Below are 24,339 nucleotides of genomic sequence, written 5' to 3' on the forward strand. Positions count from 1 at the left end.
ATACGAGATCGCGGAGTTGCCGAATCCGTGCGGGTCGAAGAGTTTCATGCGGCACCCAGCTGTTTCTGCACGAGCTGGTAATACATGCCCTTGAGGGCGACCAGCTCGTCGTGCGAGCCCTGTTCGACGATCGCGCCTTCGTACAGGACCAGGATCTTGTTCGCGCGCATGATCGTGCTGAGCCGGTGCGCGATGATCACCGCGGTGCGCCCTTGCAGGATTTCATGCATGTTCGCGAGGATGTTGCTCTCCGACTGCGTGTCGAGCGACGAGGTCGCCTCGTCGAACACGAGCAGGCGCGGGTCGTGATAGAGCGCGCGGGCGATGCAGAGCCGCTGGATCTGGCCGCCCGACAGGCCGACGCCGCGCTCGCCCACCACCTGCTCGTAGCCGAGCGGCAATTTGCTGATGAATGCGTGCGCGTCTGCCATCCGTGCGACCTCCTCCATGCGGCGCCAGTCGGGGCTCGCGTCGCCGCATGCGATGTTCTCGGCAATCGATCCGGAAAAGACCAGATTGGACTGCATCACGTAACCGATCTGCGCCCGGTAGTAAGCCTTGTCGATCGCGCTCATGTCGTAGCCGTCGACCACGATCTTGCCGTCCGTGGGCGCATAGAATCCGACGAGCAGCTTCGCCAGCGTGGTTTTCCCCGAACCGCTGCGCCCGACGATGGCCACCATCTCGCCGCGCTTGATCGTGCAGTTGATGTTCTCGAGCACGTAAGGCGTTTCGTTGCCGCCATAGCGGAAATACACGCTGTCGAAGCTGATGTCGCCCTGCAGGTCGGGCAGCAGCACGCGTGAGGCCAGTTCGGACGGCTGCTGCTCGGGCTCGATGTCGAGGACGTCGCCGAGCCGCTCCATCGCCACCGCCGCGTCGTTCATCAGGCTCCACATGCCGACGAGTCCCATCAGCGGCGCCAGCACGCTGCCCATGAACGCATTGAAGGCGATCAATTGCCCGATGCTGAGTTCATGCGCGAGCACGAGGTTCGCACCGACCCACAGGATCACGATGGTGGTTGCCGCATTCAGCAGCTGGCTGCACAGCGCCACGAGGATATTGAATGCCTGCGCACGGTACTGGACGTCGAGCGCCTTCGCATACTTGCGCTCCCACTTCAGTCGTACCGACCGCTCGATCCCCATGCCCTTCACGGTCTCGACGCCGCCGAGCGTCTCCATCAGCAGCGACTTCGCATCGGTGGACGCGGCAAACACCTCGCGCGCATAGCCTTTCAGCTTCGGGGTCGCGAGCGCCGTGAGCGCCATGATCGGGATCACGAACGCGATCAGCACCAGCGTCATCTTCACGTTGTAGAGAAACATGATCGTGAAGTAGATGAAGATCATCAGGAGATTGAGCGCGGTGGTCACGGTGGACTCCGTCAGGAACGCCCGGATCGTCTGGTTCTCCTGGAAGCGCGCGAACACGTCCCCGCTCTTGCGGCGCGCGAAGAACGAATACGGCAGCGACATCGTATGTTTATAGAACTGCGACATCATCGCGAAGTCGAGACTGCGCACCATGAAGTTGGAAAGGTGAGCGCGGATCGTCGTCATCAGCTGGGTAAACACGTGCGAAATGACGAGCCCGGCAATCAGCAGGTGCAGCAGGTTGACGTTCTGGTGCACGATCACCCCGTCCAGGATGCTCTGGATGATGATCGGCGGTACGACGCCCAGCACCTGGATCACGAATGTCGCCAGGAACAGATGCGCGAGAATCTTCTTGTAAGGGCGCAGATAGCCGATGAAGCGCACCCACGGCGAACGTGTCTCGGCCGGCGCCGCGGCCGGCCCGCTCGCGGTGAACAGCAGGCAGGTGCCGCTCCAGCCGCGCTCGAACGCCTCGACGCTCAGCTTCCTGAAGCCGAGCGCCGGATCGGCGATACGCACCCACGACTTCGACACACCGTATACGACGACGTAGTGGTAGCCCTCCCAGTGCACGATGAACGGCAGGTCGAACCCGAGCAGCGCCTCGTAGGTGCACTGCACGCCGCGCGTCGCGAAGCCGACCGCCTCGCCGGTGCGCGCGAGACTGTCGAGCGTCGCGCCCTGCGTCGTCACGTTCGCCAGATCGCGCAGCTTGCCGAGCGTCATCGCGACGCCGTAGTGACGGCAGATCATGGCAAGGCACGCTGCCCCGCAATCCATTTCCTCGGCCTGCTCGACCAGCACGAAGCGCTTGATCATGCGCTCGCCGAACGCGGCGTCGGCGCCGATATCGATCTGCAGCGGATGGCGGCGCCGTTCGGCGAGCTTCTTCTGCCGCTTCAGCTCCTGATCGACGAAGCGGATGCGCTCCTCGAGCACCTCGCGCAATTTCGGGTTGCGCTCGAGCATGAAGTGCACGGTCTTTTCCGGAATGACGAGCAGGCGCGTATCGGTGACGGCGGTGACGGTCGCCGCCTGCTCCTGCCGCAGCAGGCACGCGCGCTCGCCGAAGATCTCGCCCGCGCCGAGCGTCGCGAGCGGATAGTCGTTGCCGTCCTCGTGGCACGAGACGCTCACCTCGCCCTGGCGCACGACATACAGCCGGAGGTCGCCGCCCGGCCCCTGCCGGACGATCTCCTTGCCGGCCGCCACGCGCTTCACGCCGACGCTCGACACATACTCCTCGAGCTCGGCGCGCGTCAGCTTGCCGCGCAGGTCGAACAGCCGCGTCACGAACCCGCCGGCCGAGCTGATCGCGACATAGCTCGTCACGAACGACTGCGCGGCGGGATTGTCGCGCAGGATCGGCTCGATCGCGCTGCGCGGGATGCACAGTACCTCGGTCTTCGTCGACGCGCGCACCGACACCTCGTGCCAGTAGTCGCGCAGCATCGCCATTTCACCGAACACCTCGCGTTCCTTGCGCACGCCGACGCTGGTTTCCTTGCCGCGCTCGTCGGCGATCAGGCGCACGGACCCGAAGCGCAGCACATACAGGCCCTCGGCCGGTTCACCGCGATTGCAGACGGTGTCGCCGAACGCGTAGGTGCGCACCTGCGCCTGCGCGGCCATGCGCTCGAGTTCGTCGGGCGAGAAGAGCGACAGCGGCTCCACCGACGCGAGAAACGCCGCGAGCGACGGGGTGCTGCTGGCCGGGGCGGGGGCTTGTGCGTCCATCGCGGCGGTTCTCCGTGATCAGCGTGCGTCGATGACGTGTTCCTGCGCGCGCTCGGCGAGCCACTCCTCGCGCAGCAGGCGACGCACCTCCGACGCGACGTCGGCGTCGAGCGCGGCCGGGTGTTTCGCGGTCACCGAGAAGATCTCGAAGAACGCGCCGTCCGGCGCCGCGAACGGCCCGAGCAGGTCGCCCACCCGCGCGTTGAACACCTTGGCCTCGATATCCGTCTTCAACGAGCCGCGCAGCACCTTGCCGATCACGCCGCCACGCTCGCTCGTGTCGGCGATCGAATGCTCGCGCGCCATGTCGCCGAAGCAGCCCGGGTCGTCCTCCAGGATCGCCATCATTTCGCGCGCCTTGCCTTCCGAATCCAGCACGATGTGACTGACCTCGATGCTGTCGAACTTCGGCGAATTGAGCTTGAAGTACGCTTCGATGGCCGCATCGCTGCACACCGTGTCGAGCGTCTTTTCCTGGTACAGCGTGTCGGTGATGAATCGCTCGAACTCGTCGAGACTGACGCCGAACACGTCCAGGTAGCGGTTCATGTCCGCGGCGCGATGCAGGCCGCGCACGCGGCGAAACTGGTCGGCACGCTCCTGGATTTCCGCCGGGCTCACCTGCATGCCCATCTTCCGCGCCGCGATCACCGTCAGCCGGTCGCGAACCTGCTGCTCGACGAGGCCCTCGAACTGCCCGCTGAGCTTCAGCACGCGGATGAAGTCGTCGGTGCCGATCACCTCGTCGTCGATACGCACTATTGCCGTCATTTCGTTCCCCTTGATCCTGTACGCGGCGATTCGCCCTGATTCGCCGCCGGTGCCTCGCATCACCGCCTGCCCGGCGCCACTGCGCCGTGGCAGTCTCCGTCAACCCGCGATCTGCCTGAACGGGTCCAGCGCGAACCCGATCAGGCGGCGCTCGCGCACCACGATTTCCGCCGTGGCCGTCATCCCGTAGCGCAGCGGGTAGGTCGTGCCGGCAATCGTGTACGCGTTGCGCACTAGCGCCACGCGGCCTTCGTAGACGGGTTCCTTCGTCTGCGCCTGCGGCTTCGTCGCCGGCGAGATGTATTCGAGCGTGCCGTCGATCACGCCGTAGCGCTGATACGGAAACGCATTGAACTTGAGCTTCACGGGCAAGCCCTCGTGCAGGAACGCGCGGTCCTGCTCCGCGATCGCGACCTTCACCACCGGCCGCGCATCGGACGGCGCGATGCTGCCGAGCGGTGTGTTCGCGAGTATCTTGTCGCCGGGCTGCGTCGTGGTCACGTCGGTGATCACGCCGGAGACGGGCGCCAGCACGAGCAGGAAATTGTCCTTGTCGATGTTCTCGAAGCGGATCCGCGCGGCGGCATCCGCGGCGAGGCGCGCCGTCTGCACCTGCAGACGCAGCTTCTCTTCGGTGTTCGCGATGTCGCGCGCGGTCGCGTCGTACTGGATGCGCAGCCCGGTCAGCGTCTCGCCACTGCCCTCGAGTTGCGCCTTCGCCTGCGCGAACTCATGGCTCTGCTGCGCCTCGAGCTGCGAGAGCCGCGCCTGCGCGACGCGGTAACTGTCCTGGGCCTGCAGGTACGCGCTGCGCTTCTGTTCCACCTGGCTCTGCGACACGCCGCCGCCGCCCGGCAGCGCGAACAGGCGCGCGTACTTGTCCTGTTCGTCCTTCGCGAGATCGAGTGCGTGGCGCGCGTTGTCGATATTGCTGCGCGCTTCGTCGATCTGCGCGCGCTGCGATTGCGCGAGCTTGCTGGTGCCTTCGGCAATGCGGTTCTGGTGCAGGTGCTCCTCGACCTCGATCTGTTGCTTCAGTGCGTCGGCCTTGCGCTCCATCAGCTGCTTCTTGTCCGGAAACTGCTTCCATTCGCGCTCCGCGTCGTCGAGCTTGAGGCGTGCATCGAGCGCGTTGGTCGCCGCCTCGATCGCGCCGCGCGCGTTGATCCGGCCGATCACGTCGTTCTTTTCGACCGGCTGACCTTCGGCGATATAGATGTCCACCAGCTCGCCGTCGACGGGCGCGTAGATGCGGCGCACCTCGGACTCCGGCGCGAGCGCGCCCTGCGCGGTCACGATCACGTCGGCGCGGCCGACGAACGACCACAGCAGCGCACACACGACGAGCCCGACCATCGCGATGATGGTCGCCTGCGTGAGCCGCCACGGCCGCGCCGTCAGGATCGCGATGCCTTCGACGCTGTGATCCTCCAGCGCCTCGCCCAGCGAGCGCGGCGGCTCCGGCGGCGTTGCCTGCCGCGCGCGCTTAAGGAGACTGTCGAGCTTCACCGCGCCCTCCCGAAGAAGCGAGCCGTTCCAGCGTCGGGACATGTGCGGCGAATTGCGGCGTCGCGAAGCGGAACTGCTTGAGGCGATCCAGTACGGCCGGCCCGTGCCCGGCCCGCGCGTCGCTCTCGAACTGCAGGTACTGCTGCAGATCGGCCCGCACGGCGTCGAGGCCGCCGAGGCGCGGATAGCGCTGCTCGTCATCGGCGAGCAGCGCCGGCAGCGCGTCGAGCCGGTCGTCGTCGAGCGCCGACGCGATCGCGTGCTGCAACCGCTCGAGTGCGGCCACATAGACGGAGTTGTCGCTTTGCAGCTTGCGCAACTGACTGAGCGCGTCGGCATACAGCGCGCCGAACGCGGGAACGTATGACGAAATCCGGTCGAGCAGCCGCTGATGCGCACCCGGGTCGTCGTTCCAGCGGCCGGTCAATGCCTTGATCGGCGCTTCGTCGCGGTAGATGCGGATCGGTGCTTCCGCCCCGCCGCGACCGGCAACGAACGCCTGCAGCTCGCCGATCCACGCCACTTCGTCGACGAGCGGCCGTGCGTCGGCGTTATGGCGGGCAAGCGCGCGCATCTCCTGCACGACGGCGCGGGCGCGGTCGAACGCGCGCGCATTCATCGCGGCGATCCAGTCCGGTACTTTCGACCGAAGGAGTGCCTCGGTACCGAGCGCGAGGAACGCCGGGTCGTCCGGATCGCTCGCGAGATGGCGGTCGGCGAGTTGCGCCGCCTGCGCAGTGTCGCCGCGCGCCAGCAACGCGTGCATCTCGCGCAGCGGCGCATCGCGGAAATACAGCGTCGCGAACAGCAGGACGACCGCCGCGAGCAACCCGCCGCTCCACCAGCCGAGCCGGTGCAGGTTAACGCGCCCGCTACCGCCGAACGCCTCGCTCAGCTCCGACAGGAAGACTTCGACCCTGCCGCGCCGGTGGCGCGCGTCAGGCGCGGTTTCGGCGGCGCCATGCGCGGCGTGCGGGTTGACCTCGTCGTCCTGCTGAACGGCCGGCACCGTGCAGAAGATGTCGAGGAACGAATGCGCGGTATCGACGAAGGTTGTCCGGTCGGGGTCCGCGGCGACCGCATTCGCGGCGGCGCCGGGCACCGACGTGCCCGTCACGGTCGAGTCCGGCCCCGGCTCGCGCTGCACCGCGACGCGATAGACGAAATGATCGCCGCCGAACGCGAGCATCGCGCCGTCGCCGAGCGGCGCCGCATGCTCGTCGAGGCGCCGGCCGTCGACGAACGTGCCGTTCGTGCTGCCGAGGTCTTCCACGAAGACGTCGCCGTCCTGCACGTAGATGTGCGCATGACGTCGCGACAGATAGTTGACCTGATGCGGATACGCGTTCCGGTAGCAGGCAAACGTGTCGTCGGTCTTGCTCACGAGGAACGGGAAGGCGGTAATGATGACCGGTTGCAGGCCGAGATCGCCGCGCTCCGGCGACAGCGTGACGACGGCCGGCCGCGCCGGCTGATGCGTCGCGCGCGGCACGAACGCGACGCGATACGCCAGCGCGCCGGCGAAGCGCAGTTCGTCGCCGTCGCGCAGCAGGTGCGGCTTGTCGCCGACATCGACACCGTTGACGGCCGTACCGTTCTTGCTGCCGAGATCGGCGACATAGGCCGCGCTACCTTCAAAGAAAATGCGCGCATGCCGGCGCGACAGGTCGGCCACCAGCTCGGGCCGCGCGGACGCGAACGGCGTGTTGGTCCGCCCGACTGCGAACAGCGCCTTGTCGATCCGGATCTCGCTCAACTCCGGATGGGAAACCGGCTTGAGCACAATGTCGAACTGCCGGTCGAGCGCGGCTTGTTTCTCGGCAATCGAAGCGGCGTCTGGAACCATGATTCGGCCAACGATCGACATGCGCCCGCCAATGGGCATGCGGCGCAGGAAACGCGACGCGCTTTCGAACCACCCGTGTGAAGCCGCGCCGCCAAGGCACGTGGCGGCACGATCGTGAAAAAAGTTTAGGCGACGGATGGCGGTAGTCAATCGGCTGGCACCGATCGCGCGGCTGCGCAAGGCTGGCGTGTTCATTGCATCGCTTGCCGAACCGGCTCGCTGCTTGCATTCGAGACTTCGACCGCGCGCCAGCCGCCGCCGATTGCCTTGTAGAGCGTGACCGTGTCGCTCAGAATCTGCTGATGATTCGCGAGCAGCGCGAGTTCCGCGGATGCCACCGCGCGTTCCGATTCGAGCACCTCGAGCTGCGACACGAGCCCTTCCTTGAGCTGCGCCTCGACCTGCGCGGCGACGGTGCGCAGACGCGCACTCTGCTGCTGCAGCTGCTCGCGCTGCTGCTTGTGCGCGTCGAGATCGACGAGCGCGTTTTCCACTTCCTTGAACGCGGTGAACACGGTCTGCCGGTACTGTTGCTCGGCCACCCGGGTCTGCGCCTCGGTCGTCTTGATGTGCGCGTGCACGCTCGGGTCGAACATCGGCAGGTTGATGCTCGGCAGGAAGCTGAACGTGAATGCCTTGAAGAGATCCGAGAGCGCAAACGCCGCCGTGCCGCCGCGCCCCGTCAGGCTGATCGACGGCAATTGCGCCAGCTTCGCCGCACCCACTTCGTCATACGATTCGAGCACGCGATACTGCGCGGCCACGACATCCGGCCGGCGCGCGAGCAGTTGCGCGGGCAGTCCCATCGGCACGTCCGGCAGCTTGACGCGCTGCCGGAGATGACCGGCAGGCATCCTGAACTCGCCGGCCGGGACGCCCAGCAGCGTCGCGAGCGCGTTCTCGGCCGTGTCGCGCGATCGATGCAGTTCGATCAGCTGGTTCGCCAACCCGTTGATCTCCGCGCTCTGCCGCAGCACTTCCGTTTGCGGCGCGACGCCGTTCGCAAACATCGACTGGTAGATCGCGAGGATCTGCCGGTTCTTGTCGAGCGTGCGCTGTTCCTGCTCGATCTGGTCGTCGAACCGAAGGATCTCGAAATAGGTGCTCGACACGTCGGCGACGAGCGTCAGGTAGCCCGCGCGCCAGTCGGCCTCGGTCGCATGGTATTCGGCCTTCTGCGCCTGCACGCCTTTCTCGACCTTGCCCCAGATGTCGATCTCCCAGTTCACCTGGCCGCCGAGGTTGTAGGTCCTCGACGGCGCTTGATGCGTGTTCTTCTCGAAGTCCACGCCCGCGCCGAGATCGACACTCGGCAGCGCGCCCGCCTGGACTTCGCCGACCTGTGCACCGGCCACGCCGATGCGCGCCGCCAGCACCTTGATGTCGACGTTGCCCGCGATGGCCTTGTCGATGAGCGCGTCGAGCGTCGGATCGTCGAAGCGCTTCCACCATTCGGCATTGATCGCGTCCGATGCGGATACCGGCCCGTGCGCATGCGCCCACGTGGTCTTTGCCGGCATCTCCGGGCGCTGGTAGACGGGCATGTTCAGGTCCATGCAGCCGGACAGCAACGCCGCGCATGCGCCGGCGGAACCGGCGATGCGGGCCAGCGACCGCATGAAACCGAGGCGGTTGCGCGTGGCAGTCGGCGACAGGTGGATGTTCACGATCGACTCCTTGGGAGGAACGCGGCGACGATGCGGGATCGGGTGGATGTGTTGGTGTTGGTGCTGCAGCGTGGCACGCTCGCGTCTCATACCGCATGGGGCGTGCCAGCCGCTCGCGGGATCAGCGGGAATCTTGCCGGGCGGCTTGCCGGCGCGGGTCCGGGCGGCGAAGACGGGGGTGGAGCGACGTGTGCGTGGCGCTCGGATCAAGGATGCATGACGGGTCGTCGCCGACAGTTCCTGCGCATGATGTCGGGAATGCACAGACACCTGTGTCCGTGCGATGGGCGGCAGCGTTGCCGTCCGGAGCGCGCCCGCTCGCGCACGCGCACACCACGCGACCGTGGCTCGGCGTGCGCGACGTCACTTCACGTTGATCGTGATTTTCTTCGAGTAGATGGGGGGATTTTGCGGCACGTGGTTGGCGTCGCCCATCAGGAGCTGCAGCGTGTGCTTGCCCGGAGGAAGCTCCAGCGTGGTTTCGGTTTCGCCCGCGCCGAAATGCAGGTGATTCCGGTCGGACGGAATCGGCTGGTCCATCGGCGGCAGGTCCGTATCGACCAGCAGGTGATGGTGGCCCGTGTTCGGGAACTGTACATGCGACGGCGCGACACCCATGTCGCGCAAGCCGAACCACACCCGGAACGGACGTCCGGCCGGCAGTACCTGGCCATCGTTGGGCCATCCGATGTAGACGATGGCCTTCGGGGGATGCGTGCTGGTCTCCGCGGTCGTCGCCCCTGTCCATAGCAGCGTCAAGGCAACGGCGAAGAGGATGAGCTTGTTCATGGCGGCAATTCCCGGTTCGTGCGGCAGGCGCGGCATGGCGCGCTACTTGACCGTGATCGTGATCTTCTTCGAGTACACCGGCGGATCGTGCGGCACGTGGTCGTGGTCGCCCATCAGCAGTTGCAGCGTGTGCTTGCCGGGTGGAAGCTCGATGCGCGCCTCGGTTTGACCGGCGCCGTAATGGAGATGATTCCGGTCCGACGGTATCGGCTGGTCCAGCGGCGGGAGATCGGTATCGATGAGCAGATGATGATGGCCCACGTTGGGCCGCTCGATGCCTTTCGGGCAGATGCCCATGTTGCGCAGGCCCATGCGCACCCAGAACTTGCCGCCCGTGATCGTCGCTCCGTCCGACGGCCAGATGATGTATGCCTCGGCGCCGGGCGGCGAAGACGTACGCCCGGCGGCAAACGCGATCCTCGGCGCCAGGACGGTGGCGGCCAAAGCCAACAACGTAGCCCTTCTTCGCATCGTATTGCTCCTCGCGTTGGTGGCGGCGCGCGGCGTCGGACAGTGGAGCGTGTCTAACAGCTTAGGACGTAATCGACAGGAAGACACATAACGATGTCCCGGGGTGATGGGCCGACCGCGATGCGTGTACGCGTATGTCTGTTTTTTGCAAAACACGCGGGTGGATCCGGAGATCGCCGCTGAACGCACGTGCTATCTTGAATGTGTCCTGCCCGTGCCCGCCGCACGTCGGCATTGCGCTCGCCGCGACAGGACACCCGGCAACGGCTGTGCTCCGCCTTCGGCTCCTCGTCCGACGGCGCACCCTGGGGGGCCGAATATGTGGCGAATACTCTTGCCCGCATGCCTGTTTGCGTCGATCTCGGTGGCCTCGGGCCCCTGCTCCGGCGAGGACATGCATCCTTTTGCAGTACCGCCGGCAGCTTCCGCGCGCGCACCGTCAGTTGAACCGCATCGCGTCGCGCTCGTGATCGGCAACAGCGCATATCGCGACCATCCGCTCGCCAATCCCGTCCGTGACGCCGATGCGATGCGCGATGCGCTGCAGGCGCTCGGCTTCGACGTCATCACGTTGCGCAACGCGACCCGGCAGCAAATGCTCGACGGGCTTGCCACCTTCGAGCGCCGCATCGCGGCCAGCGGCACCGGGCTGGTCTATTTCGCGGGCCACGGCGCCAGCGCGGGCGGAACGACCTGGCTCGCGCCGGTCGACGCCGACGTCGGTTCTCCGGCCGGCCTGTCGCGAACGGGTATCGACCTGCAGACCGTGTTCGATGCGACGTCGCGGCCGCGCGGCGACCGCATTGATCTGATCATTCTGGATTCCTGCCTGATTGCGCCTCCCGGTGCCGGCAACGTGGCGGCCCGAAAGCCACCGCCACATACGCTCGTCGCCTATGCGGCAGCGCCTGGCGAAGGCGCGGCCGACGGTGCAACGCATGGCATCTATACGGCGGCGCTGCTGCAGGCGCTCGCGTTGCCGGGACTCGGTATCGAACAGGTCCTTGACCGTGCCGGCGCGATGGTCGCAAGCGCCACCGGGCATCGGCAGATGCCCTGGATCGCGTCGTCCCTTTCCGATACGGCAGCGACGTTTGCGTTCACCGGATCGCGCCGTGCAGGAACCGGCGTGTTGCATGCCGGCGGCGGCACGGCGCAACGATCCGACGTGTTGGCCGACGTCGGCGTCGTCACGCTCGATAGCCGGGGCGTGATGCCCAAAGACAGCTCCGAACAGTACGAAATTACGTTCTGGGAGTCGATCAAGGACAGCAAGGAGGCCGGCGATTACGAGGCGTATCTGAAGACTTACCCGAACGGTCGCTTCGCACAATTGGCGCAGGCTCGTCTCGCACGACTGCGTGCGGCCGCGCCCAAGGCGCCCGCGCAGACGGCGAGCCCCACGCCGGCCCCCACCCCTGTTCCGGCGCCGGCGCCAGCATCGACGGCGGCGCAGCCTGCGCACACGCCTGGCTCACCGCCGAAAGCACCGCCTCCCGCTGCAGTGGCGGCTCCATCGGCACCACCGCAGAAAAGTGGCGCGACAGCCGCCAATGAAATCCGGGATTGCCCCGCATGCCCCGCGATGCTGGCGGTCAGTCCAGGGACGTTCGCAATGGGTAGCAATTCTGGCGATCCGTCGGAAAAACCTGCGCATCGCGTGACGCTCGATCATTCCTTCGCGCTGGCGAAGTATGTGGTGACGGTCGCGCAATGGAACGCGTGCCGTGATGCGGGGGCCTGTCCGCGCCTGCCCAGCGACAGCAATACGGTAGCGAACGCGCCTGCGCGGGACCTGAGTTGGGACGATGCGCAACAGTACGTGAAATGGCTGTCGAAAATAAGCGGCAAGTCTTACCGGCTGCCGACCGAGGCCGAATGGGAATTCGCGGCCCGCGGCGGCACCGCGACGCGCTACTGGTGGGGCAACGAGATGCGCACGGGCAACGCAAACTGCAAGGACTGCGGTCCACCGTGGCGTGCCGATGCACCCGATAACGTCGGCACGTTCGCGGCCAATCCGCTCGGCTTCTACGACATGGCCGGCGGCGTGTGGGAATGGGTCAGCGATTGCTGGCACACCTCGTACAAGAATGCGCCTGCCGACGGCCGCTCGTGGGACGAGCCGAATTGCCAGGTACGCGTCATCCGCGGCGGCTCGTGGCGGGATGGTGCGGCCTACATGCCCGTCTCGACACGCTTCAAATACGACAGCAGCGTACGTTTTTCGGCAAACGGGTTTCGCGTGGCCCGGGACGTGAAGTAGGTCGATATTCGACCGCCCTCCCGAATGGAACCTACGCTGCGCCCTACGCGTCGACACGTGATTGCGGGCTTCGACCCCACCACATCTCGCTCCGTCCCCAAGGCCTGGTGCATGCTTGACACTTGTATGCAGGAATTAAGAGTCCTTAAACCCAAGGCGACTAAAATGCAGTCATGGTTGCGTTCCTCAAGGAGGCTGCCATGACTCAGTCGATGATTGGTTGGATAGTGGGCTTTATTGCGGTTGCAGTCGTTGCGGTGTCGTTGGCGCGCCGTTACCGGAGCGAACATCCGGGCATGGGAATGATTCAGTGGCTGGATTCCCATCACATGGGGTGGATGCATCGCAAACATTGAGCGCTGCGCGTAGTCGGAGAAAGCACCGCCTTGCCAGAATTTGCTGCAGGCGAATCTCGCAGGGATGGGAAGGCTTGCGCGGTCGATTGTGGAAAGTCCCACCCCGGGTCTTTGCAAGGAAAGTATTGTGGACGACGAAGTATGTAAAACTCTCACGCACGTGGCACGCCTTCGAGTGATGAAGACCATGTCCGGGCGCTTTCGCGGAATCGTCCACCTGCACCGCATCGGGGAAGAGCCAGGCACCTACGAGAAACACCATACGGAAAGGGATTTCGCAACGGACATCGAGGCACGCTACGCCGCTCGAGCACTCGCGCGCAAATTGTTTGCAGCGCAGACCCCAGACCACGAAAAGGCGTAAGGAGTCGATTGAATCTGCTTTGGCGGCTGGATCATGACGCATCGCCGATCGGCAAGAGGATTTCTGCGGACGAATCACCGTTTACTGTCGAATGGCTGGAATGGCCCAATCGTATGCGTCGCTCGTCTGCCAGGCTCCGGATGTAAAGCAGTCAATCCAATGGGGGTATCCCGCTTTCCAAACAGCGGTTCATGTCCGCCCGTTGCCTGTCGGTACCACCCGTTCGATCCAACGCAAAAAGCGCAGCGATTACGGTTCTCGTGTTCGCAATGGCGAGTACACTGAAAGCTCGGTAGAAGCAGGAGAATGTGATGAGTGACACTGGCCCCCAAAGCACTTTCCGAGGGCTGCCGCTGACCGTGGAGCAGGATGCGGAAGTGAGACACTACATAAAGGACCGAACCCGGCGTGGGCTGCCATGGGACACGCCGGAGTTGAGCGCGATGCTCAATGACATGCTGAATCCCCCGGGTGATGGTGACGGTGATGGTGACGATGACGGTGACGTCACATCCCCGCCGGACGAAACCAGAGCCGCCGCCGAGCGTGCAACGGCGTCGATTGACGAAGCGATGGACCCCATCGAGGCAAATGAGGAGTGGAATGCGGCCATGGAGTCGGAAGGCATGAAAGGACCCAGACGATAACCTGCCGACGTCACTCTAATGATGCAGCAGTACCTGCGCCCCATCTGGTAATGGCTCGGTGCGAAAACCGACGCCACGCCCTACGCTCACCCTTTTCCGGATTGGCAGTTATCGCCCCTCAACGGCCCTTCGAGTCAGTCCGAAGTCAACGACGGATTCCCAATTGACAGCGACCGTTCGCCCAGGTATGCCGAATGACGAGTCATCGGGTTCCATCACCGTCATTCACAAAAAGCGGTAGCCCCGACCCACTAGTCGAAGGTGAGGCTGGGGGACTCTCCAGCGGTTCTAGACGCGCTTGAAGGTGCGCATCCGACGAGGAAGCGTCTACAATTCGATTGCCGAACGTCGTGGCCGCTGATCATCACCGTTGGGGCTCATTTTTCGCCGCACTTTGATTGACCAGCGATCTTTTCGAGTCTCTCCCACCCAGTTTTGCTACCCACCTGAAGGAGAAGAGATGAAATCCATGAAGACCTGTGTTGCCGCAACGATCGCCGTCAGCGCCATTGTTGCGATCGTGCCCGTTGTTAATGCACAAGAGACGAATGCGGCAACTTCAGCAACAGTTCCCTCTCGTTCGTCGACTAGAGCGGCAAATAGGGAGTTGGCGAAACGAGTTCAGACGACGTTGTACAAGCAAAAGAGCTTGGAGTCGACTGATATTCACGCCGTCGCTCGTAGTGGCAAGATTACGCTTGTAGGAGTGGTTCCTGATCAGGCGCAGATAGATCTCGCAGGGAAAGTTGCCGAGGGTGTTCCTGGAGTTACGTCGGTCAAGAACAATTTGACGGTAGACGAAGTAGGACATTAATGGTTCAGTCCAACCGCATCCTTTGACTATACCGGCGCGCCTTGAGAACACGAATGTCATGTTCTCAACGGCGACGCCTTTGCCGGGGAAGTCACTTGAACGGCTGAGTGAAGACCGTGCTCTGCTCGATATTGACGCGGCATCGAATCGCGTGCAAACGGGCGGGCTCAATGACAAGCGGGTTGAATATACGCGATACCACCACGCGGAACGAAGCTATGGTAATGGCCGCTTCGTGATGCCGAACCGCCGCTCGAACGGCGACATCGCCGACGCAGCCAACGACAGCAACTGGTGGTGGATTCAACCGGTCGAGGACATCCGCGTCGGTCCCCCGCGCTGCCCATCTCAGCCGGGCTGAAGGTGCTGGCACTCCGTTTGGAACCAATAGTCGACCAGGCGCTGTGCCGCTTGTAGATCATCCGGGTAGTATGGATCGTCATACCACGGTGACGGGTCGTAGCCCGCTTTCCTCAGGGCAGAGAGTTCGCTATGGTGTTGCGCCATCGTAGGGGGTGCGTTTGTCCTGAGCGCCGCCAGGTCGCGGCACTCTATTGGAGTGAGGTGCGGCCCGGCATACGGCATGCCACCAGCGGCGCAGCCGGCAAGCAAGATCACCAGAGCGGGAAGTACTGACCGTGTTCCAGGCGGCTTGCTCATAGTACGTGTCCTTCTCTGCGACCACGCCAGCACGACCAGTGGCGTGCCGCCGCGGGCCAGCATCTCGTCGTCAAGTCATTGTCCGTCGCGTGAAGACGCCGTCTTCTTGCCGGTTTATACCTATTTGTCGCCGCCGCCTAGTTCGCTGTGCTTGTACGAGTGCGTCGCGTCGTGAACCAACTCGTTGCGCACCCTTGCCACTGCGCGTGGGCGGAAAATGCTCGCCGTCGATATACATCACGTCGAAGTCGAAGCCGTAGCCGCCCTAGCCTTCTTTCACCACCTTGCAGATGCCAGATGTCTGAACCTTCTCGCCAAGTTTGTGCTGTTCGGCCGCGTACGGCAAGTATTGTTCCGGCCCGGCTATGGCAACGGCAGGTCAGCGAAGCGCGCCGCGAATGGATCACGCGAGGTCCGCACCAGCGTGTCTCGGTCCTCGAAAGTCTCTCTTCGCTCCGAAGCGGCCGCCGGATCAAGCGCCATATCAATGACGGCTTCCAAGGTACAACGGCCATCCGAGCCTTCGTGCCGCGGTCTGCCCTGGACGCGTCAGGCGACGGCAATAGATTGCCCATCACGTGTGCTGGAGGACGGGATTGCGGTTGGCGGCACGGAGCATCATTTGGACGGCGCACGGCATCGCCCGGACAGAAACCACGTGTGTAGCATTCCTATACCTTTTGCATCGATGTCGCCGCGCTCTTCAAACTGGAACGGCTCACCCAGCCGGCGCCGTGTCGCATCCGTCACCTGCACCCGTCCCGCCACGCCGTGAGACTCCATCCGGCTTGCGGTGTTGACCGCATCGCCCCACAAGTCGTAGATGAACTTGTGCTTGCCGATGACGCCGGCCACTACGGCACCGCTGTTTACGCCGATGCGCATTTGCAGGTTGTAGCCGGTGCGCTGATTGAAGCGCACCAGCGCGTCTATCATGTCCAGCGCCATATGCGCGGCGCGCACCGCGTGATCCGCCGTCGGCTCCGGTAGCCCCGCGGCCGCCATGTAAGCATCGCCGATGGTCTTGATCTTCTCGAGGCCACGCTGCTCGGCAATGGTGTCGAATTCGGTGAAGATTTCATTGAGCACGCCCACCAGTCGCTCGGGGCTCAGGCCCGCCGAAAATCGGGTGAATGCCACGATATCCGCGAACAGTACCGTCGCTTCCGGAAAGCTGTCGGCGATGACCTCCGGAATGCTGTCGGCAATCCCTTCCGGACGTGCCTTCAGCCGCTCGGCGATCGGAGAGGGCAGCAGGTTGAGCAGCAGCCGCTCCGACACTTTCTGCTCCGCGACAAGCTTATCGTAGAGACCCTGGAGCTCGTCGCGCTGGCGACGGATCAGTTCCCGGCTTGCCTGCAATTCCTCGTTCTTCCGCGCAATCTCGGCCTCGGCACGCTTCTTTTCAGTGATATTGCGGCCTTCCGGCAGCAGAAATACGACCTTGCCATTCTGATCCTTGATAGGCAGAAGCGAGAAGTCGACGGTGATCGTCTCCTCGCCCGTTGCGTGGCCATAGATTTCGAAGTCGCAGCGGACGAACTCGCCGTGACCTGCGCGTCGGATCAGCTCTCGCAATAATGTCTGCGTTTGCGGTGAGACGAGCCACCAACGGGTCTCCCAGAACGGTTTCCCCTGAACGTCATCCATCCGGAGCCCAACCGCCTCGAGCGCTGCCCGGTTGGCCTCGAGGATCATGCCGTCCGGATCCAGCAGGCCCGCGAACTGGTACATCTCGTCCACAATGACGCGTGCGAACTTATCCCGCAGGGTCTGGATGTCATCCGTCGCGGAGAGCGTGACATCGCGCACACGAAGCATCGGAGCATCCGAAAACGGCTGGCGATTGATGATCGGCATGGTTCACCTCACGCATGAGCAGCATTGTCCGCCGGACCGTCTGGTCGACCTTCCTTGCGACATACAGATCTTGCACCAAGCCACGCAATTCCGGGCGATCAAGGTCGATCGAGCGGAGGAAACGGTCACCCATGTGCCGGCGAACGTCCGATCTGGTCGAACGCGAGTTCGAGGCGCGCGGGGAGAAGTCTCGGGAGGGTCGCGATACGGATCATTTCTTGGCAAACGAATTCGACCACTCGATCTTGCCATCCCTCAACCGCCGTTCGCTTCATCGCTTCTGGAGACATCGGTGATGCCGTTCGATTCGGCTACCATCCCGCGGCGTCGCCCACGCTATTCCGGCATTACGCGGCGGTGCGCATTTACCTGAACGTGAAACCGCACTACGGCACCGACGCAAATGCGATCGCCACGCCGGTGGCACACGACGACGACGCGTGCACCACTTTCGTCAGGTCTTGACGCGCGACGCCAGTTGCGTCAACAAGCGCGCGACCTCGTCCGGTTTCGGGAAATCGGCCGTGCGCAGCACCAGTCGCGCCTGCTCGTCGAAGAAAAACACCTGCCCCGTGTGGCGATCGGGACCGGCGGCCCGGCCGTTCAGAAAATCGAGCCATGGATCCAGCCGCGCAGCCTCGGGAATCGCGCCGGTCCAGACCGGGCCCGCGCCGAACTTCGCGAGCCACGCCTGCATCGCGCGAGGCGTGTCGCCGAGCGGGTCGATGCTCGCGGACACCAGCTGCAGCGGCAATCGCGACGTGTGCGCAAGCGCGGCCTGCACCTGCGCGAAGAGTGCGCCCTGAATCGGGCAGGTTGCACTGCAGCCGGTGAACATCAGTTGCAGCGCCGTCGCGCGGCCGGACAACAGCGCGCGCATCGTCGTCCGACGCGCGGACTGCGTGACCAGTTTCATGTCGGGCGCGCCGCGCGGCGGCGTCACCGCGCCGGCCTGATTGTGCGCGGCCGCGAGCCTGCCGACGCCCGCCAGCGTCATCCAGCAGGCCGCGCGCAGGGCCGCCCTGCGGGTCGGAGAATGGGTCATGCGGTCCCTCGGGGAAAGGCGGCATGCATCGGCCGGCGACGCCTGCCACGGTTGTCGGTGGTTGCTCGATGCCGGCAGCGCACCGCGGTCGTCATGGCGCGCGCGTCAGATAGCGCCACAGGTCCGCGCATTGATCCGACGCGAACGCATAACGCGGCATCGTCTCGTTGATCATCACGTCGCCGGGATCGATGCCGTCGCGCAGCACCCGGCAAAACGACGCTGCGTCATAGACGCTCACGGGCCCGCCGCGCCGCACGTGCGACGCTTGCAGGCGCGCGGCCGTCAACGCCGGTGCGAAGCTGTCCTGTCCCGTACTGCCGCGGCCGGCATGGCAGTTCACACAACGCGTCGCCACCGGCGGCAACGCGTCGTCGTGGCCCGCGAGCCTGGCCGCCGCCGGCGTTGCGCCGTCGAACAGGCGCCTGCCTTGCTCGAATGGCGCGTCCTGCGCCGGATTGCCGGAGCGCGCGCCATGCCACGCATACCCCATCGCGCCGAGTCCGGCGGCCAGCAGGATGGCCGGCGCCCAGCGTCGCGCCCGCCGGCGCATGTCGAGCCAAGCCGCTGCACACGCCCCCATCAGCGACCGTAGATCACGCCGATCGCGTTCAGATACGTGCCGCTCGCACCGGCGAATCCGTAGATCCGGTTGCCGGCCGGCACCGTGTAATCGAACGCGGTGATCGTTGTCTGCCCGGAGGCGCTGCCGTACGGGCCATAGGTCTGGCCCGTGTTCGAAACGAAACTGATCTTCCCGATCGTCTTGTCGCCGGCCACACCGTAGACGCGCACCAGGTATTGCCCCGCCGGCAGCCTGAAGCTGGCGGCGTTCCCGCCGCTGCCGCCGTGCAACGGCAACGCGCCCGCCGCGGTCACGCCCTGGATGCTGTCCAGCCACCAGCCGCCGCGTAGATTGACGCCGACGAGCGGCTGCCCCGGTTGCACGACGTCCAAGAACGCGGTGCCGGCCGACGGTACGCCGAAGATCGGGCCGGTCGTGAACGAACCCGGCGCATATGGCTCGTCGCCGCCGATCTGCAGCACGTATGCGCTGACGGACGCCAGATCCGCGGCGCTCAGGCTCAGGTTCGTATGCGCGGCGATCGCGGCGTTGACGGTCGGCGCCGAGCCGTCGTGCAGATACGGCGCGGTGGCCCACACGTCCCGCAGGGTCGGCGTATCGAAGCCCGGCAGCGGGCCGCCCAGCCGGTTGCCGCTGCCGGGATACAGCGTGCCGACGTCGTGCAGATCCGCGGTCGACGTGCCGGCGAACGTATAGCTGTCAGTGAAGTTCACGCCGCCATGGCAACTGGCGCAATTCGCCGCGAACACCGTCTTGCCGGCCAGGGCGGCACTCGTCAGCGTGCCGTCCTGATTCCGGAACGGGCTCGGCGCGAACACGTTGAGCGACGTCACGTATGCGGCGAGCGCATCCAGGTCCGCGCTCACGCCGGCCTTCGTGTCGCCGAGCGGCTGGCTGCGCGTGCCGGTGTTGAACTGCGCGTTGGTCATCAGCCCGGTGCCCTGCGAGAACGACCGGATCTGGCCTTCGAAGTCCTGGATCTCGTCGAAATTCGCGCTCCAGTGCTTGTTGCCGTGGCCGCCCGCGCGACCGAGCAGGCTGATCGTGTTGCGCAGCCCTTCGCCGAGGCTCGTGAAATCCCAGACGCGGCCATCGTCGGCGCCTTCGTTGTGACAGCTCGCGCAGCTCATCCAGCGGTCGCGCGCGAGGCGCGGGTCCTGCGCGTCGTAGAAAAACTGCTTGCCGAGCAACACATCGGCCGGCAGCTTCTCGACAGCGATGGCGCTCACCGTCGCGAGCTGCGGCAGGCGCAGGCTGCCGAACTGCAGCAGCGGGTTCAGGTCGTAGACCGACACGCTGCGGTCCATGAAGTTGCTCACGTACAGCTTCATGCCGTCCGACGACAGCGCGAGCCCGTCCGGCGCACGCCCCGCCGCGACGCGCAACAGTTCGCGCCGCCCCGCCGCGTCGAGCACGGCGATCTCGCGCGAGGTTTCGAGCGCGACGAACAGATACGCGCCGTTCGGATGGTAAGCGGCGGCGGTCGTGAATCCGCTGTTCAGATGGAACACTCGGCCGGGCAGATCCTCGAGATTCGTCGTCAGATCCAGATGCGACGTGATGGCGCGCACCGTCGTTTCGAAATCGAGCGGCTTGCCGTCGCGATACGCGCCGCGCTGGATGTTGTCCTGCTTCGACGGCACCCACGCCTGCGCGCCGTCCGGCGAAATGGCCGGCGCCCCGAGGTAGTTCGGTACGCCGCGCCCCGACACCACCGTATCGGGCAGCGTACTGAACTGCAGCACGATCTGACGCACCTTCGCGAGCGACGCGGGATCGAGCTCGGTCACCGCGCCGCCGGCTGGCTGGCCGTTGACGCTCGTCAGGACCGTTTTCGTGCTCTCGCCCGACTGCGGCGCGGTGATGAAGCGGCTCGCGAACAGGCGCGAACCGTCCGCGCTCATCGCGAGATGGCGCACGCCCGGCACGGCGGCGCTCGCGCTCCGCGCGAAACTCCCGTCGAGCTTGAGCACCTGCCCCGTCGCATCGAGGCCGACGTAGGCGCTGCCGTCCGGCCCGACGAGCACGCCGTACGGCTGCGACCCGCGCGGGAGCGCGACGGTATTCAGGACGGCCAGCGTATCGGTGCTGACGATGCTCAGGCTGGCGGCCCCCTTGTTCGTCACGATCGCGGTCGTGCCGCGGATCGCGACCGTGCGCGGCTGCAGCCCGACCGGAATTTCACGGACCAGCGTGTTGCCGGCCGTATCGATCACCGACACGCTGCCGTTGTCCGGATTGACGACCCACAGGCGGTCGCTCGCGCCCTTGCGCTTCTCCACCGCGATGTCGGACGAACGGGCCGCACTCGCGCCGGTATTGGCGCCGCTCGTCACCGCCTGCACGAAATTGCGCGTGACGACCGTGCCGCCGGAATTGATCGCGCTCACCGTCACGGTGTAGACGCCCGGCGTCGCATACGTATAGCTCGCCGTGTTGGCGGTGCTCGGCGGGGACGTCGGGCTGCCGTCGCCGAAATTCCACGTGTAGGTGAAGTTGCCGGCCCCGGCGTCGACGGTGTAGTTCGCGGTGCCGCCGCTGACGACCGGCGCGGCGCTCACCGGCTGAATCACCGGGATCGGCGGCTGAATGGTCCAGTCGAAGCGGGTGCTGGCCGTGCCGCCGCTGCCGTCGCTGACTGTCGCGCTCACGGTATACGTGCCGGCCGCGGTCGGGAATCCGCCGATCACGCCGGTCGACGCGTTGATCAGCAGGCCAGGCGGCAAGCCCGTCGCCGAATAGGTCAGCGCGCCGGCGCCCGGCTCGCTGGCCGACAGTGTGACCGACGTCTCGACGCCCACATAGGACGTGGGCGGCACCGGCGCCACGATGACCGGCGCCACCGGCGCGGCCACCACCGGCGCATACAGCACGCCGAGTGCGTTCAGATACTGGCCGGCGTTGCCGGTAAAGCCGACGATCTGCATGCCGGCCGGCACCGAGTAGTCGAACGGCGTGTTGCGCGTCTGCCCCTGGTTCTGCCCGTACGGCCCGAAGGTCTGCCCCGTGTTGGTGACGAAGCTGATCTTCGTGATCGTCGAATCGCCGGCCACGCCGAACATGCGCACCAGATACTGCCCGGCCGGCACCGTGAAACCGGCGGCGGTGCCGCCCGAGCCGCCGTGCTGCGCAAGCGCGCCGGACGCACGGATGCCCTGGATGCTGTCGAGCCACCAGCCGCCGCGCACGTTGACGCCCGTCAGCGCGCCGCCGCCGGCGTCGGTAAACGCCGTGCCCGCGCCCGGGGTGCCGTAGACGGGGCCCGCGGCCGGCGCGGCGGTCGCGGAATTGACGTCCCACTGCAGATACGAGCTGACGCGGCTGCCGCCGTTCGACGCGACGATCGTCGGATAGTACGTGCCTTGCGTCGTCGGCGTGCCCGAGACGACGCCCGTCGCCGCGTCGATAGCGAGCCCGGGCGGCAGGCCGGTCGCGGAATAGGAAACGGCCTGTCCGCCGTTCGCGCCCGCCTGCACGCCGAACGACACCGGATAGCCGACGAAGCTCGCCTGCGAATCGGGCGCCACGAGCGCGGGCGCGCCGTTGCCGCCGATCGTGATCATCTTCGCGATCGACGGCGTGCCGTTCGCATTCATCGCGAACAGCATGTACGTGCCCGGCACCGCCCAGCCCGGATTGCTCGGCACGTCGATCCGGTAGCTGTTCGCGCCGTTGCTGCCGAAGGTGAGCGGCAGGCGGCGCTGATCGTTATTCACCGTGTGCGTGGTGGCTGCGAGACGGACCAGCGAAAAACCGGTGACGGCCGAATCCGTCGACACGTTGATCGTGCTGCCGTAGCTCGCGTAGCCCGGCGCGCTCGTGATCGCGGGGCGCGGGGCGGGCGTGCCGTCGGCGTTGAGCAGATAGTTCGGCGTGAGGATCTGCAGATCCGGATGGTTCGCCGCGCAGCCGGCGCCGCACAGCCCACCGCCGGCGACGAGCACGCGCGCGTCCGCGAGCAGCACGGCCACGCTGTGATAGTTGCGCGGGACCGCCATCGGCGGCAACGCCGTGAACGTCTCGGTCACGGGATCGAAGACCTCCGGCCGCATGATCGAGTTGCTGTCGGTGAACTGGCCGCCGACGGTCATCCCGCCGAGAATCATCACCTGCCCGTTCGGCAGCACGACCGCATTCTGGTACGAGCGTGCGTAGTTCATCGGGTTGATCTTGCGCACGTTGACGCCGGCGTTCAGGTTGATCACGTAAGCCGCCGCGCTCGACGGCGCGTTCATGTTCTGCGGCGAGCCACCGACCTTCAGCACTTTCCCGGTGTCGTACATCACCGTATTGCCGTGAAACGCGAACGCGTCGTCGCCGCGCATGCCCGCACTCGTCACGCTGCCGTTGCCGCGCGTATCGATCCAGTGCATCGCCTCGCCCGGGCCCGCATGAAAGACCTTGCCGTTGCCGGCCGGAATCAGCCACAGGTGGCTGTCCGCCACATAAGGCTCGGCCCCTTGCCCGGGCTCCAGGAACGGCGCGACGGGCACACCGCCCAGCAGGCTCCAGGCGCCGGTCGACGGCGACCACAGTTCCGCGTTCTTCGGCGCCGTCCCGCCGAGCCAGGAGCCGCCCAGCGTCAGCACGGTGCCGTCGGCCAGCGTCGTGTTCGAGTTGTAGGCGCGCGGGATGTTCAGTTGTCCCGACGCGGACCAGACGTTCAGCGCGGGATCGTAGATGCTCGTCTTCGCATCGTCGCCGCCGGCCGCGATCAGCAGCCGGCCATCCGCCAGATTGCTCGTGCCGGAACAGAACATCTCGTGGCCGGTATTGCTGACGAGCATGTCCGACGACGTGTTGGTGCCCGGATCGTAGAGCGTCGAATACGTCATGCCGCCCGGGCCGACCGTGAAGCTGAACCGCGAATCGGCGGAGAACAGCAGCACCTTGCCGCTGGGCAGCGTGGCGGCGAACGACGGCACCAGCGACAGCGTCGTGATGCCCGACCATTGCGACTGCGATGGTACAGCCGTCGCCATGAGCCGGCTGCGCTGGCTCGCGAGTGCGGACACGAAGTCGTCACCATCGACGGCATTCTTCGATCCGCCACTGCATGCGCCCAGTACGCCGGCAGCGATCAGCATCAACGGGGCAAGGGATCGGTAGGCGACGCGTTTCATGTGCGATTCTTGTCGGTATTCTTGTCGGTATGTCAGGTATGGCCAAGCAGCACGTCACCGGTACGCCGGACGCGCGATGCAAGGGTCATTTTTTGTGTTCCGGTGAAAAGCCCATGCGTCGAAGTCTTTCTTTTTATTTGCAATGCCTATATCCAGCATGTGAGAGCGCAAGCGGATATCCCGATCGACCACTTGAACCGCGCAGATCGCTCGGCGTGCTCGAGCTGGCGCGATCGACTCTGTCAATCGCCACCGTCATACTGGACAAGCAGTGCGTTCGTCACGGATGAAGCGCTACCGACATCCGCATACACAGGACAATTGCTACTTCGCCGAGCATCGCCCTAGAGTAATGCGATCAGGGCACTTCGTTTTGTGGGTCTGATTACACAACGCGACAATCCTCGGCCAATGGTTTCCGGCCGGACGGCGAGTCAGCACAAGGA

Annotated in this window: 18 protein-coding genes and 1 pseudogene; 7 read left to right on the top strand and 12 right to left on the bottom strand. The window is 65.4% G+C overall.

Translation table 11 applies throughout. The annotated features are described in order from the left end of the window. Nucleotides 1-44: 44 nt before the first annotated feature. The 7 genes from DIE23_RS29015 to DIE23_RS29045 all read right to left on the bottom strand — a co-directional run bounded on the left by DIE23_RS29015 (nt 45) and on the right by DIE23_RS29045 (nt 10,172). On the bottom strand, nt 45-3,119 hold the full coding sequence (locus tag DIE23_RS29015; protein ID WP_124615253.1) for a peptidase domain-containing ABC transporter: 3,075 nt from the start codon (nt 3,117-3,119) through the stop codon (nt 45-47). Between the two features lie 18 nt (nt 3,120-3,137). Then, complete coding sequence (locus tag DIE23_RS29020) at nt 3,138-3,890, bottom strand: peptidylprolyl isomerase (RefSeq protein ID WP_124615298.1); 753 nt, start codon at nt 3,888-3,890, stop codon at nt 3,138-3,140. 99 nt (nt 3,891-3,989) lie between these two features. Beyond that, on the bottom strand, nt 3,990-5,399 hold the full coding sequence (locus DIE23_RS29025; protein ID WP_124615299.1) for an HlyD family efflux transporter periplasmic adaptor subunit: 1,410 nt from the start codon (nt 5,397-5,399) through the stop codon (nt 3,990-3,992). Continuing rightward, on the bottom strand, nt 5,377-7,245 hold the full coding sequence (locus DIE23_RS29030; RefSeq protein ID WP_124615254.1) for an FHA domain-containing protein: 1,869 nt from the start codon (nt 7,243-7,245) through the stop codon (nt 5,377-5,379). The genes DIE23_RS29025 and DIE23_RS29030 overlap by 23 nt, the downstream gene beginning before the upstream one ends. Before the next feature lie 191 nt (nt 7,246-7,436). Beyond that, nucleotides 7,437-8,864 (bottom strand): efflux transporter outer membrane subunit, encoded by a 1,428-nt coding sequence (locus DIE23_RS29035; RefSeq protein ID WP_124615300.1) that lies wholly within the window; start codon nt 8,862-8,864, stop codon nt 7,437-7,439. A 411-nt stretch (nt 8,865-9,275) separates the two neighbouring features. Further along, on the bottom strand, nt 9,276-9,701 hold the full coding sequence (locus DIE23_RS29040; RefSeq protein WP_124615255.1) for a DUF4399 domain-containing protein: 426 nt from the start codon (nt 9,699-9,701) through the stop codon (nt 9,276-9,278). 42 nt (nt 9,702-9,743) lie between these two features. Next, a complete protein-coding gene (locus tag DIE23_RS29045; protein ID WP_124615301.1) occupies nt 9,744-10,172 on the bottom strand; it encodes a DUF4399 domain-containing protein in 429 nt (142 codons plus the stop codon). Nucleotides 10,173-10,566: 394 nt separating this feature from the next. Between DIE23_RS29045 and DIE23_RS40875 the strand changes: the two are divergent. The 7 genes and pseudogenes from DIE23_RS40875 to DIE23_RS29070 form a co-directional block, all read left to right on the top strand. Beyond that, nucleotides 10,567-11,193, top strand: a pseudogene (locus DIE23_RS40875) (caspase domain-containing protein); the annotation flags it as partial. A gap of 30 nt (nt 11,194-11,223) precedes the next feature. Then, the gene (locus tag DIE23_RS40880; RefSeq protein ID WP_409364262.1) at nt 11,224-12,438 is read left to right on the top strand and encodes a formylglycine-generating enzyme family protein; all 1,215 of its coding nucleotides are present in this window, start codon (nt 11,224-11,226) and stop codon (nt 12,436-12,438) included. Between the two features lie 200 nt (nt 12,439-12,638). Further along, the gene (locus tag DIE23_RS39725) at nt 12,639-12,794 is read left to right on the top strand and encodes a hypothetical protein (RefSeq protein WP_185646553.1); all 156 of its coding nucleotides are present in this window, start codon (nt 12,639-12,641) and stop codon (nt 12,792-12,794) included. A 127-nt stretch (nt 12,795-12,921) separates the two neighbouring features. Next, nucleotides 12,922-13,158, top strand: coding sequence for a hypothetical protein (locus tag DIE23_RS29055; RefSeq protein WP_260436196.1), 237 nt, complete (start codon nt 12,922-12,924; stop codon nt 13,156-13,158). 311 nt (nt 13,159-13,469) lie between these two features. Next, on the top strand, nt 13,470-13,805 hold the full coding sequence (locus tag DIE23_RS29060; RefSeq protein ID WP_124615256.1) for a hypothetical protein: 336 nt from the start codon (nt 13,470-13,472) through the stop codon (nt 13,803-13,805). Between the two features lie 460 nt (nt 13,806-14,265). Beyond that, complete coding sequence (locus tag DIE23_RS29065) at nt 14,266-14,619, top strand: BON domain-containing protein (RefSeq protein ID WP_124615257.1); 354 nt, start codon at nt 14,266-14,268, stop codon at nt 14,617-14,619. A gap of 58 nt (nt 14,620-14,677) precedes the next feature. Next, nucleotides 14,678-14,980: a hypothetical protein gene (locus DIE23_RS29070; protein ID WP_124615258.1), complete on the top strand. Its 303-nt coding sequence runs from the start codon at nt 14,678-14,680 to the stop codon at nt 14,978-14,980. Here the strand turns inward: DIE23_RS29070 and DIE23_RS29075 are convergent. From DIE23_RS29075 to DIE23_RS29105, 5 genes are all read right to left on the bottom strand, one after another. Further along, nucleotides 14,968-15,279 (bottom strand): DUF4148 domain-containing protein, encoded by a 312-nt coding sequence (locus tag DIE23_RS29075; protein ID WP_124615259.1) that lies wholly within the window; start codon nt 15,277-15,279, stop codon nt 14,968-14,970. The genes DIE23_RS29070 and DIE23_RS29075 overlap by 13 nt on opposite strands. Nucleotides 15,280-15,897: 618 nt before the next feature. Continuing rightward, the gene (locus tag DIE23_RS29085; protein ID WP_124615260.1) at nt 15,898-17,139 is read right to left on the bottom strand and encodes an adenylate/guanylate cyclase domain-containing protein; all 1,242 of its coding nucleotides are present in this window, start codon (nt 17,137-17,139) and stop codon (nt 15,898-15,900) included. A gap of 454 nt (nt 17,140-17,593) precedes the next feature. After that, complete coding sequence (locus tag DIE23_RS29095) at nt 17,594-18,184, bottom strand: SCO family protein (protein ID WP_124615262.1); 591 nt, start codon at nt 18,182-18,184, stop codon at nt 17,594-17,596. Between the two features lie 91 nt (nt 18,185-18,275). Further along, nucleotides 18,276-18,737, bottom strand: coding sequence for a hypothetical protein (locus DIE23_RS29100; protein ID WP_124615263.1), 462 nt, complete (start codon nt 18,735-18,737; stop codon nt 18,276-18,278). A 29-nt stretch (nt 18,738-18,766) separates the two neighbouring features. Continuing rightward, on the bottom strand, nt 18,767-23,893 hold the full coding sequence (locus DIE23_RS29105; RefSeq protein ID WP_124615264.1) for a jacalin-like lectin: 5,127 nt from the start codon (nt 23,891-23,893) through the stop codon (nt 18,767-18,769). Nucleotides 23,894-24,339 lie beyond the last annotated feature (446 nt).

This window comes from Burkholderia sp. Bp9143 (genome assembly GCF_003853645.1).
Classification (GTDB): Bacteria; Pseudomonadota; Gammaproteobacteria; order Burkholderiales; family Burkholderiaceae; genus Burkholderia.